This window comes from Marinomonas profundi, assembly GCF_020694005.1.
GTDB lineage: Bacteria > Pseudomonadota > Gammaproteobacteria > Pseudomonadales > Marinomonadaceae > Marinomonas > Marinomonas profundi.
In genome coordinates this window covers 2570239-2582242 of sequence record NZ_CP073013.1, presented here as the reverse complement: position 1 = coordinate 2582242, position 12004 = coordinate 2570239, and the positions used below count along the sequence as shown (strand labels likewise).

The following is a 12004-nucleotide window of genomic DNA, read 5'->3' as shown; positions in this document are numbered from 1 at the left end:
CCAGCTTACAGTAGTAATATTAGGCAATAACTCGGATTCAAGGATCATCCTTTATGCCCACACTGCCTTCGCTTATTAACATGATGACTCAACTCATTGCTTCACCCTCTATCAGTTGTAGTCAAGCCCACTGGGATCAGTCAAATAAAGGCGTTATCCAATTGCTCGAAAGCTGGCTGAGTTCACAAGGCTTTCAATGTGAGGTCATGCCCGTACCGGATCACCTAGGTAAGTTCAACTTGATTGCCACCCTCGGCACTGGCGACGGGGGCTTGGTTTTAGCGGGACACACAGACACAGTGCCTTATGACAAGGGGCGCTGGAAATCTGACCCGTTCACACTAGAAGAAAGAGAGCAAAAGCTCTATGGGCTTGGCAGCTGTGACATGAAAGGGTTTTTCGCCATTGTGCTCGACACCATTCACCAAATGCAGCTGGCTGATTTAAAGCAGCCGTTAATCATTCTCGCGACCGCGGACGAAGAAAGCTCCATGTCTGGAGCGCGGGCTTTAGTGGAACAAAATAAAGCGGAACAAAATAAAATCAAGGCCCGATACGCCCTGATCGGTGAACCCACCTCACTGACGCCCATTTATGCTCACAAAGGCATTATGATGGAGCGCATTCAAATTACCGGACAAGCCGGACACTCGTCTAACCCTTCATTGGGCAACAATGCGTTGGATGCCATGCACGCGGTCATGACTGAGCTTATGTTGTTTCGTCAAGATTTGAAAAAAAACTACCGCGACGCCAGCTTTGTCATAGACTACCCAACCATGAACTTTGGTTGCATTCACGGCGGCGATAACCCAAACCGAATTTGTGGGCACTGCGAGCTTGAATTTGATTTAAGAGCCCTGCCAGGCATGAGCAACCAAGCATTAATGGCGGAGATTGCTGGCATTCTGCCTTCCATAGAAGAAAAAACCGGCACTATAATACAGTTAAATAGCTTATTCCCTGATGTGCCGTCTTTTTATACTCCGGTAGAATCGGATATCATAAAAGCCTGTGAAGCCTTAACGAAACGCCAAGCCAGTACCGTGGCTTTTGCAACTGAGGGCTCTTTTCTAAATCAAATGGGAATGGAAACCTTGATACTTGGCCCTGGGTCTATTGATCAGGCCCACCAGCCCAATGAGTTTATGGCATTAGATCAAATTAAACCTATGCAACAGGTAATACGCGGCTTAATCGAGCGCTTTTGCCTTCAAACAAACGTACAGAGAAACGAGGATCAGCGTGCCTGAAGAACTAAAATATGTGGACTGGTTCCGCCATTCATCTCCCTATATCAATGCTCATAGGGGGAAAACTTTCGTGATTCTCATTCCTGGGGAAGCCGTTGAATGTGCGCATTTTTCAAGCATTATCCATGACCTTGCGCTCTTGGACTCACTGGGAATTCGTCTCGTTCTTGTACAAGGCGCGCGACCACAAATCAACCGAATACTGGAAAGCAAGCACATTGTCAGTCGTGTTGAAGACAACTATCGCATTACCCCACAAGATCAGCTGCTTGACGTCATTCAAGCCTCAGCGGCGGTGCGCGTGCAACTTGAAGCCCAACTGTCTATGGGGCTTTCAAACACGCCAATGGACGGTGCACGACTAAAGGTTTGCAGCGGTAACTACGTCATAGCCAGACCGTTAGGCGTGGTAGACGGCGTTGATTATGGTCACTCAGGTGAGGTTCGCCGAATCGACACCGAAGCGATTTTTCGTTTGCTCGAAGACGACAACATGGTGCTGCTACCGCATCTCGGCTTTTCCCCCACGGGCGAAGTCTTTAACTTAAAAAGCGAAGACGTCGCGATCCAAGCTGCGGTTCAACTAAAAGCCGACAAGCTGGTTATTTTTTCTGAAGAAGAAGGCATTTTTAAAGAAAATGGCGAACTTTACTCGGAGTTATTAACCAAGGACGCGGACATCATCCTTAACGCAAAGTCTCTGTCAAGCATCACCCATGCGGCGTTAGATGCCTGCGTACAAGCCGTTCGCCAGAGCGTGCCAAGAGCACATTTGATTTCATACAACGAGAATGGCGGTCTATTGCGAGAACTCTTCACCCGTGAAGGCTCTGGCACCATGATAGACGAAGACAGTTATGAGCAACTGCGCCCCGCTCACATTGACGATGTCGGCGGCATGATGGCCCTATTGTCGCCACTGGAAGAGAAAGGCATTCTTGTCAGACGTTCAAGAGAACTACTGGAAAACGAAATAGACAGGTTTATTGTCATCGAACGAGACGGCGCGATTGTCGCCTGCGCCGCCTTGTATCCGTTTGAGCAAGAATACGCAGGAGAAGTCGCTTGCTTAGCCGTTTCACCAGACTATCGAGGCTCAAACCGTGGCGAGCGCCTGTTAAAAGGCATTGAACAGTCGGCAAAACAGCAACATTTGTCGACTCTCTTTCTACTGACCACACGCACCGCTCATTGGTTTATTGAAAGAGGTTTCAGCGAAACCACCCTAGCCAGCTTGCCAACCAAAAAGCAGGCTCTGTATAACTATCAACGTAACTCTAAGATATTTTCAAAGTCACTCTAGTTTTCAAAATCACTTTAGAAAGTCGCTTTAGAAAGTCACTTTGGAGAATCACTTTAGAAAGTCACTTTAGAAAGTCACTTTAGAGAGTCACTTTAGAGAGTCACTTTAGAGAGTCACTTTAGAAAGTCACTGTAAATATTTTTAACGCCGCTAGCGAGCCAATAACAGATTTCTCTGTGGCTCGCTAGCGGCACAAAAAATGCCAAACGTTAATCTAATGCCGAGCAGTAATCGTTAAATTCCACTAAAATATAAAGCTCATCATCATGCTGAATAGTGCCCTGAATACAGCCATTATCGCGATATTCTAGCCCATGATCGTCGTTATTCTCGGGTAAATCCATCACCCGTTCCACGCCTTCGACTCGAATACCAAAGTAGCCAGCCGGTAGATCCAGCACAATAATATGCCCTTCTTCTTCACACTCATCAGGGTTTAAATTCAATAGGTGGGTGCCATACAATACCGTCACCATATGACCACGCACGTCGATTATTCCCTCAACCCCAAGACCCGCACCCGGTACAGGCGCTGGAGACTGGTAGCTAAGGACCTCTTTTACACTCGAAAGAGGATGAATATAGCGCTCACCTCCCAGTCGAAAACAAATCCCCTTTTCTACTGCTTGCGTCACCACCCAATCTCCTTCCTATATTGTTGTTTAGCGTTGCTGTCTGAATATTTCGTTCTCTAAGCACTTTTCATCTTTTCTTCTAGGCGCTTTTTTCCTAGACGTTTTTCTAGGGACTTTATTATCCAAATTATCCAAACAGCTCTTAGCTGTATTGATTCGTTTGCCCATTGATAGAGCGTCCAGCCTAGATGATATTGCGTCATTGCCGTATGACGGACTCAAAATAGTTACATGTCTAATCTTTATCTTCAAGTTTTAAGCAAAATAAAACCCGCCACAGCGGGTTTTATTTTGCTTTCATGACCTATCTGGCATCATTCAACAATTTTAAAAGGAATAAACATTGGGTAGCCTTGTCGAATCACTCGCATTGGCACTGATCGACCATTTGGAACCGCTTTGGCGGCCTCATTAAAGCTCGTTACATTATCAATAGGTTTGCCATTCAACATGGTAATCACATCACCTTGCTGCAAGCCATTACGTGCCGCGGCACCACCGATAATTTGCTCAATAATCACCCCACTTTCAATATCAAAACGTTTTGCTATTTCAGCAGGTAAGTCACCCACCACCATACCAAAGCGGCTTTGATCTTGCTGTGATTGAGCCAAGGTTTCCGAGTCATTAGGACGCGCTTCTAACATCACCGAAATGTTCTGCTCTTTACCCTCTCGATACACGGTCGCGTCTACTTTATCACCCGCTTTCATCTGCCCAACAACATAAGGCAATTCACCGGAATGGGCGATGCTTTGACCATTAAACTCAAGAATAATATCGCCTGATTGCAAGCCCGCTTTTTCAGCAGGTGAATCGGGTAATACACGACTAATCAGCGCACCATTTGAACGATCCAACCCAAACGACTCGGCCAGCTCGTTATTCACATCCTGAATGAGTACCCCAAGCCAAGCCCTAGACACTTTACCGTCTTTCTTCAGCTGCTCAACAACCGACATAGCCACTTTAGAGGGAATCGCAAAAGACACGCCCATAAAACCGCCCGAGCGCGTATAAATTTGTGAGTTAATTCCCACCACTTCCCCGTCTAAATTAAACAATGGCCCACCAGAATTACCCGGGTTAATCGCCACGTCCGTTTGAATAAACGGCACATAATTGTCTGACGGTAAGTTTCGACCGGTCGCACTTACAATGCCCGCGGTGACCGTATAGTCAAAACCAAACGGGGAGCCAATCGCCAATACCCACTGACCCGGTTTGAGCTTGTCGGAATCCGCCATTTTTACAATAGGCAGATCAGTGGCTTCAATTTTAAGCAAGGCAAGATCGGTTCTAGGGTCGGTTCCAACCAATGTCGCCACATATTCACGACGATCGTTTAAGCGCACGTGAATCACATCCGCGCCATCAATCACATGATTATTGGTCAACACATAGCCGTCATGAGAAACAATAAAACCCGACCCTAATGAGCTACGCTGCCCTTGTGGTGGCGGCGCTTGCTGACCGAACGGTTGCTGACCAAAGAAGTGTTTGAAAAACTCGTTCAACTCTTCGCTGTTAGGACCTAACTGTGGTTGATTTTCATTCGCCGCTTTGGCGACAATTTTTTGCTCCGTACTGATATTCACCACTGCAGGAGAGGCCTCTTCCACCAACTCGGTAAAGTCAGGGAGTGCAGCGGCATGGGAAAGCATAGACGCCATCATAAAGGTACTGACGACAACCATGCTGGCTTGTTTAAGCAATCTGTTCATTGATTTGGTCTCCTTATAAGACATACCAAGTTCATTACAGTGCCAGGTGAAGACAATGCCACCTTCACGATGTCAACATAACGGGGATGTGATCATCCTGAGAGTGTTCAATTCGTAAAATTTTGGGATAATAATCGAGATTATTTATTTCGTTTTTAGACTTATTTCTTGCCAATAATAAACCACCAGCAAAACCGACAATAGACAGCAATACAGCAACACCTGAATCGCCATTCCACAAGGAAGGCAAAACCGCGCCACCAAGCAACCCCAACAAAGGAATCAGATACATCCATACCGAAGCTTGCAACAAGGTATCTTCTGGGATACCGACCACCACATGCTGCCCCACCTCGACCGATAATGGATCAATAGCGCGCATGCGCATTCTATTTGCGGATGACACCTGAGCAATCGCGTGGTGACCACAACCATGGCGCGCACGACAAGAAGAGCAGCTGCTGGTGCGGATCGTTTCAACGTCAGCAAAGCCCTGCTCTATGGACAAAACTCTGCCCGACTCTTCAATCATGATTCACCCTTTGGCATAAATACGGTCATCAATTTTTCTATGGTTACGTCGGGCACTTCACCCACCATGGTGAGTAAATACAATTGATCTTTTACTTTAATACTGCGCTCTCCAGCGATCGTGGCCCCCATGCTCAAAATAGACATCGGCTTCGCCTGTCGAGTGGGTTCAATAAACACCGATATGGTCGTCATACCGTCCGATAACAGCAGCATACTGGTGCCATGATTAAGAGAACGCGCTTCTGGCCAAACAAGCGAAAAGCCTTCTGGTAACCAATCAAACTGCCAAAGATTTTTGATACGCCTTGGCCGCACTTCGACTATCGATTCAGAATAACTTCCTTCTTTTGGGACAAAGTCTTCATATTTCAAGTTCGGAGAAAAATTCACCGAGGTGAATTGAATTCTTTCCAATAATTGCCCATCGACTTTCATCATGTCATGTTTCAAAAGAAAGTGGTTTTTTTCATCAAGCCAAAACTGATGCCCATAGCGGTAATTATCTTTTGGTATCAGCCTTACCGACACCACGTCACGCCCAGCAATACGGCTCGTATTAGGGTCCACCACCATCTCATACCCCTTGGTAAGATAGTCGCTTTCCACACTTTTAAAACGTTTGAATGGCGGCACCAATGGCGTGCGCATATTCGCAACCAGAGCATTGGGATACACGCAGATAATTTTATCGTCAATGCGTAAAATCTCAATTTTGTCGCCATCTAAATTCACTAAACTTTCGTATTCCACGCCCTTCATCAAGTCGTGACGAACTCGCATGCTGTTCATATTCGTCGCTTCCGAATGAACAAACACCCCCTCATAACTTAGGGTCGAAAACGACTGAGTCATGCTTCTCAGTAATTGCAGCGCATCCAATGTCGACGATGAGGCAAACACCGCACTAGAAAGCACTAAATTAGAGAGCACTAGACTGAATATCATGATGGGAATACGCAACCGCAAAAACAATCTCATAACTTACTCTTTCATGGGATAACTGACGACTCTCGCCATAGGGATCATACCTTGACCTACCGTCATCGTCGCTTGCTCCGCATGTTGGCGAAGGTAATTCTGCAACCTAGTATTGTCTATTTGCAGCGCATCACTGTTTAAAGACGCCAGCGGCGCAACCTCTAAAGGCGTCACCATGCCATTCGGCACTGCTGCGGTTACTTGCTCTGCCGACACATTACCATCAAGAGAAAACAGCTCATTACCGCCCAAAATAACCACAAAGGTCACGCTGGCCGCCACCGCCAAACTAGAAAACACCGTTTTCCACGAGCTTCGAGGCGTCTCGTCAGACATTTTGTCCAACAAAACCGGCAAACTCAACGATACAACCTTGTCTCGCGATTCAAAGCGCTCTTGCCTAATAACGGAATGAGCTTTCTCCCCGGATACAGGCATGCCCAACTCATCGGCACTGAGCTGTGCTTGTATACGCTGTAGCAAATTGTCTTGAAGGCCAATCGACACTTCTGAGTCTTTATGAAGTGTCTGCTGGATTAAATGCAAACTCAGCGACTGTTGAGCCAATTCAGCCGAGTCTGCTGTTAGCAAGCCGTTAATATCGTGTTCTGTTGCTTCGCCATCGAACATTGCCGACAAACTCGCGCGCAGATCATAAAGGTTATCATTTTTTGCCGCCATGATTACTCTCCCCCATCCATCAAAGGACGTATGTGTTTTTCCACTGCCTCTCTCGCACGAAAAATTCTTGATCGAACCGTCCCCACCGGACACTCCATGATCAATGCAATATCTTCATAGCTCAGACCGTCAAACTCACGTAATGTCAGCGCGCCACGTAATTCTTCTGGCAAATGCTGAATGGCATGATTAATCGCGGCCTCAAGACGCTCTGTGTTTAAATTTGCTTCTGGAGTATCAATGTCGGTTAATAACTCATAAACACCAGATGCTTCTTCATTATCTAATTCAACGTCTGATTCAGGAGGGCGACGGGAACGACTCACTAAATAATTCTTCGCCGTGTTCACCGCGATACGATACAACCAAGTGTAAAACGCGCTGTCTCCGCGAAAACTTCCTATTGCACGGTACGCCTTAATAAAACTTTCCTGCGCAACATCCAGTGCTTCACCTCTATCTTGTACATAACGTCCAATTAAACCGATGACTTTGTATTGATATTTGATCACTAAAAGATCAAATGCTCGTTTGTCACCTTGCTGTACTCTTTCGACTAACGCCTGATCAGAAGACGTTTCGTGCTGCATAGGCACCTCATGTTAAACCTTATTTGTCTGTGCCCTTGCTTATTACAAGAGAAGACAACAACCCTCTGGGTGAGTTCCCATCATCTTATCAATTTGAAGAAAACACACCCAACATAAAATAGAAATCTGATGAATATTCAAAATGGGGCATCAGAAAGTATTCACTATTTATTGGCAACAATAGTAACATTAATTCTTTAGACACGAATTAGATCAATACAATGAGCCGACACTATAAACACGACATCGTTATTATTGGCGCAGGCGCTGCTGGGCTAACACTTGCCCTAGAGCTTGCGGACCATCATCGCGTCGCCATTTTAACCAAGGCGGACATCCGTGAAGGGTCGACACTTTACGCCCAAGGTGGCGTCGCGGCGGTGCTGTCGGACAAAGACACTATCGACTCACATATTAACGACACCATAGACGCCGGCGCTGAGTTGGGTGATCCAGATGCCATCAGGTTTACGGTTGAACGTTCCAAAGAAAGCATCGACTGGCTAATTTCCCAAGGCGTTCCTTTTACGCGCTACGGTGAAAGCGAAGAATACCACTTAACCAAAGAAGGCGGACACAGCCACAGACGCATCATTCACAGCGCCGACGCAACAGGCTTGGCGATCTCACAAACCCTAATCAAAAACGCCACCAACCACCCTAACATAGACTTTTACCCAGATCGTGTTGCCATAGATGTTATCACCACGAAAAAGCTCGGCCTCGCTGGCCCCAATCGTGCCGTCGGTGTGTACGCCCTGAATCTAGATGACGACGTGATCGAAGTTTTCCATGGTCGCTTCATTTCACTCGCTTGCGGTGGCAGCAGCAAGGTATACCTTTACACCAGCAATCCAGACACAGCGTCTGGCGATGGTATTGCCATGGCGTGGCGAGCCGGTTGTCGAGTGGCCAACATGGAGTTTAATCAATTCCACCCGACGTGCTTATACGACGCCAAAGCCAAAACCTTTTTAATATCCGAAGCGGTGCGTGGGGAAGGCGGCAAGCTTTTATTGCCCGATGGCACCCGTTTTATGTCCAAATTTGATAAGAGAGAAGAATTAGCCCCACGGGACATCGTGGCGCGCGCCATCGACCATGAAATGAAACGCCTTGGTGTTCACCATGTGCTGCTCGATATCTCCCACAAAGACCCTGAGTTTATCAAAGAGCACTTTCCAACCATTTACAAACGTTGCCTAGAATATGGCCATGACATGACCAAAGGCCCCATTCCTGTGGTGCCTGCAGCGCACTATACTTGCGGCGGCGTGGTCGTCAACCAACACAGCGCCACCGATATTGACAACCTCTACGCCATTGGCGAAACCTCTTACACCGGCTTACACGGCGCCAACCGATTAGCCAGTAATTCGCTATTGGAATGCATTGTATTTGCTCGCTCAGCCGCACAGCACATCACCCAAAACCATGCTTTAGCCAATGATGTCGTCATTCCTGATTGGGATGAAAGCAAGGTCACCAACTCAGATGAAGACGTGGTGATTACCCATAACTGGCAAGAATTACGACGCTTTATGTGGGATTATGTGGGCATCGTTAGAACCGATAAACGACTACTAAGAGCCAAGCATAGAGTCGACTTGTTATTGTCCGAAATTCACGAGTTTTATAGCAATTACAAGGTGTCCAATGATTTATTAGAGCTGCGCAACCTTGCCGTTGTCGCCGACCTAATCATACGTTCAGCCATGTCCCGAAAAGAAAGTCGTGGCTTGCACTTTACCTTAGACTACCCAGACAAGTTAGCCGCCACATCGCCAACCATATTAACGCCCACTCTATTTAACGCCCATTCTATTGAACGCAAGAACAGCCACACAAAAGACATAAGCACGTAATGCAAACAAGCCCTAGCGTGTTTTTTTAGGCCTTTCACTGCGGCGCAACACAATCTGTTGTGCCGCAAAAGAACGCAATATTTGATATTGGTTGGCGTCGACACTGTCACGATAAATCACCCGAAAAACCGGCCAGCATTGCGCCCAAAAACGGTCGCCTTGATCCACTCGGGCAATTAGCTGAAAATCATTCGCGCGAATAAAAACCAGCCTTTTATAAGCCCCTCGCTCAAATAAAAAGGCGCCTTGATCATCAATACCAATACGCCGACTCGTCCGACGAACAAACCACACTAGCCATACGCCACTCGCGCACGCCAGCGCATAAAATAATGCCTGCCAATCAACCGGCACCCAGTACAAACGCAACAGAGCGGCATACGCTATGGCCGTCACCAGCCACAACGCTAGGCCAATCCGCGAGCCTTTAAGCTCGGTAGTTTTCAGGCTGAACACGAGACACTATAAGGTCAACAATACGCGCATGATTCGGATCTTCCGGCACTTCTCTTTGCATAAACCATGGGAAGAGATCTTGGTCTTCACAGGTCAGTAAACGAGCGAAACGCAGCTTGTCCTCCTCATCCAACGTTAAATACACATCGGCTAAAAAAGGCTCTAGCAGAACATCAAGCTCCAACATGCCACGACGGCACTGCATTTTAAGACGCTTGAAACTAAGCGATTCTTTGGTTTCGATCATGATATTACCCTTAAAATAGAATGCCGATATTATAACCATTTAAATAAAAAACACGAAAACGGCTTCGCCTCATAGCATGACATTTATCATGCAAAACCTTAATAGACAAAGAGATAGGGACCGAACAGCCAGCTCAAAAGAATATTATATTGACTCAAATTTTAACAATAAGTGAATAATGAAGCAAAATAGTACATTTATTGGCTATTTATGTATTAACAGGTCAATTATGACATAGCCTATATTATTGATCACTTGATAAACGATTATCAAGAATTAGGTACGACTATAAAAACAAAGAAACTCCAAACTGGGGGAAACCTATGAAACGCCTTACCAAAAATACCCTAACTTATGCGGTATCCATGACAGCGGCGATGACCGCCGTTAGCACCTTCGCAGCAACTCAAATCACCGTGGCCACCGTAAACAACGGCCACATGATTGAAATGCAAAAACTCACACCCGCATTTGAAAAAGCCAACCCTGATATAAAAGTAAAATGGGTTACCCTCGAAGAGAATACACTTCGCCAAAACGTCACTCAAGACATCGCTAATAAAAGCGGTCTTTATGACGTTATGACAATCGGCATGTACGAAACACCTATCTGGGGTGAGCGCGGCTGGTTACAAGCAATCGATACTAGCGGTAACTTCGATGTAAATGATATTTTGCCATCCATTCGTGGCGGCCTATCTTACGAAGGCACTATGTATGCAGCACCATTTTATGGTGAAAGCTCCATGGTCATGTACCGCAAAGACCTAGTCAAAGCCGCAGGCATGGAAATCAATGACAGAGACAGCTGGGAGCACATTCGCGATGTCGCTGCTGCCGTAAACAACCCTGAAAAAGGCATTTACGGTATTTGCTTACGCGGCAAAGCTGGCTGGGGTGACAACATGGCTTTTATGACAGCCATGGCAAACTCTTTTGGCGCTCGCTGGTTTGATGAAAGCTGGAAGCCTCAATTGGAAACAGCTGAGTGGAAAAATGCAGTGAACTTCTACGTCGATTTACTTAGCAAATATGGACCTCCAGGCGCTAGCAGTAATGGTTTTAATGAAAACCTAGCCTTGTTTAACGAAGGCAAATGCGGCATGTGGATTGACGCCACTATCGCAGCGTCTTTTGTCACCGATCCTAAGCAAAGTAAAGTGGCTGACCAAGTAGGCTTTGCCCAGTCTCCTTACTCTGTAACAGAGAAAGGCGCGAACTGGCTTTGGGCATGGGCACTGGGCATACCAGCAGCAACGAAAAACGCAGAAGCAGCGCAAAAATTCGTTCGTTGGGCAACCTCTAAAGAATACATCCAATTGGTTGGTCAAAATAATGGTTGGGCGGCAGTACCCACTGGAACACGAGCCAGCACTTATGCCAATCCTAAATTTCAACAAGCCGCTGTCTTTGCCGATGCTGAGTTAAAAGCCATTAACTCTGCGGACCCAACCGACAGCACACTGAAACCATCGCCCTATGTTGGGGTTCAATTCGCTGCTATTCCTGAGTTTCAGGCGATTGGTACCACGACTGGGCAAATGATTTCAGGGGCATTGGCGGGTTCCATGACCGTCGATCAAGCGTTGAAATCTGCCAATGTTTCAGCAGATCGTCAAATGCGTCAAGCCGGTTATTACTAACCCCCAAGCTTGATCAAGAAATAGGGCTAACCGCCCTATTTCTTACTTTTGATCCGCTCTACCAAGAGCAAAACCCTGCTTATAATAAGAGAAAC

At 46.5% G+C, this 12004-nt stretch carries 12 protein-coding genes; 4 read left to right on the top strand and 8 right to left on the bottom strand.

The window, feature by feature from the left end; translation table 11 throughout:
- Positions 1-53: 53 nt before the first annotated feature.
- Both argE and argA read left to right on the top strand, forming a co-directional pair.
- Positions 54-1253 (top strand): acetylornithine deacetylase, encoded by a 1200-nt coding sequence (gene argE, locus J8N69_RS12090; protein WP_168827175.1) that lies wholly within the window; start codon positions 54-56, stop codon positions 1251-1253.
- Positions 1246-2556, top strand: coding sequence for an amino-acid N-acetyltransferase (argA, locus tag J8N69_RS12085; RefSeq protein WP_168827176.1), 1311 nt, complete (start codon positions 1246-1248; stop codon positions 2554-2556). The genes argE and argA overlap by 8 nt, the downstream gene beginning before the upstream one ends.
- A gap of 209 nt (positions 2557-2765) precedes the next feature.
- On the opposite strand, the gene J8N69_RS12080 is transcribed toward argA, so the two are convergent.
- The 6 genes from J8N69_RS12080 to rpoE form a co-directional block, all read right to left on the bottom strand.
- Positions 2766-3191, bottom strand: a complete 426-nt coding sequence (locus J8N69_RS12080) for a chemotaxis protein CheW (protein ID WP_168827177.1) — start codon at positions 3189-3191, stop codon at positions 2766-2768.
- 314 nt (positions 3192-3505) lie between these two features.
- Positions 3506-4915: a DegQ family serine endoprotease gene (locus J8N69_RS12075; protein ID WP_168827178.1), complete on the bottom strand. Its 1410-nt coding sequence runs from the start codon at positions 4913-4915 to the stop codon at positions 3506-3508.
- A 64-nt stretch (positions 4916-4979) separates the two neighbouring features.
- The gene (locus J8N69_RS12070) at positions 4980-5447 is read right to left on the bottom strand and encodes a SoxR reducing system RseC family protein (RefSeq protein WP_168827179.1); all 468 of its coding nucleotides are present in this window, start codon (positions 5445-5447) and stop codon (positions 4980-4982) included.
- Positions 5444-6427, bottom strand: a complete 984-nt coding sequence (locus J8N69_RS12065) for a MucB/RseB C-terminal domain-containing protein (protein WP_168827180.1) — start codon at positions 6425-6427, stop codon at positions 5444-5446. The genes J8N69_RS12070 and J8N69_RS12065 overlap by 4 nt, the downstream gene beginning before the upstream one ends.
- A gap of 3 nt (positions 6428-6430) precedes the next feature.
- Entirely contained in the window at positions 6431-7108 is a 678-nt protein-coding gene (locus J8N69_RS12060; RefSeq protein WP_168827182.1) for a sigma-E factor negative regulatory protein, read from the bottom strand.
- 2 nt (positions 7109-7110) lie between these two features.
- Positions 7111-7698 carry an RNA polymerase sigma factor RpoE gene (rpoE, locus tag J8N69_RS12055; protein ID WP_168827183.1) on the bottom strand — a complete coding sequence of 196 codons (588 nt, stop codon included), beginning with the start codon at positions 7696-7698 and terminating at the stop codon, positions 7111-7113.
- A 221-nt stretch (positions 7699-7919) separates the two neighbouring features.
- On the opposite strand from rpoE, the gene nadB reads away from it, so the two are divergent.
- The gene (gene nadB / locus J8N69_RS12050; protein ID WP_168827186.1) at positions 7920-9563 is read left to right on the top strand and encodes an L-aspartate oxidase; all 1644 of its coding nucleotides are present in this window, start codon (positions 7920-7922) and stop codon (positions 9561-9563) included.
- A gap of 12 nt (positions 9564-9575) precedes the next feature.
- Here nadB and J8N69_RS12045 read toward each other — a convergent pair whose 3' ends face one another.
- Both J8N69_RS12045 and J8N69_RS12040 read right to left on the bottom strand, forming a co-directional pair.
- Complete coding sequence (locus tag J8N69_RS12045) at positions 9576-10019, bottom strand: hypothetical protein (protein ID WP_168827188.1); 444 nt, start codon at positions 10017-10019, stop codon at positions 9576-9578.
- Positions 9991-10266, bottom strand: a complete 276-nt coding sequence (locus tag J8N69_RS12040) for an FAD assembly factor SdhE (RefSeq protein WP_168827190.1) — start codon at positions 10264-10266, stop codon at positions 9991-9993. Before J8N69_RS12040 ends, J8N69_RS12045 begins: the two co-directional genes overlap by 29 nt.
- 323 nt (positions 10267-10589) lie before the next feature.
- On the opposite strand from J8N69_RS12040, the gene J8N69_RS12035 reads away from it, so the two are divergent.
- A complete protein-coding gene (locus J8N69_RS12035; RefSeq protein ID WP_168827191.1) occupies positions 10590-11909 on the top strand; it encodes an ABC transporter substrate-binding protein in 1320 nt (439 codons plus the stop codon).
- Positions 11910-12004 lie beyond the last annotated feature (95 nt).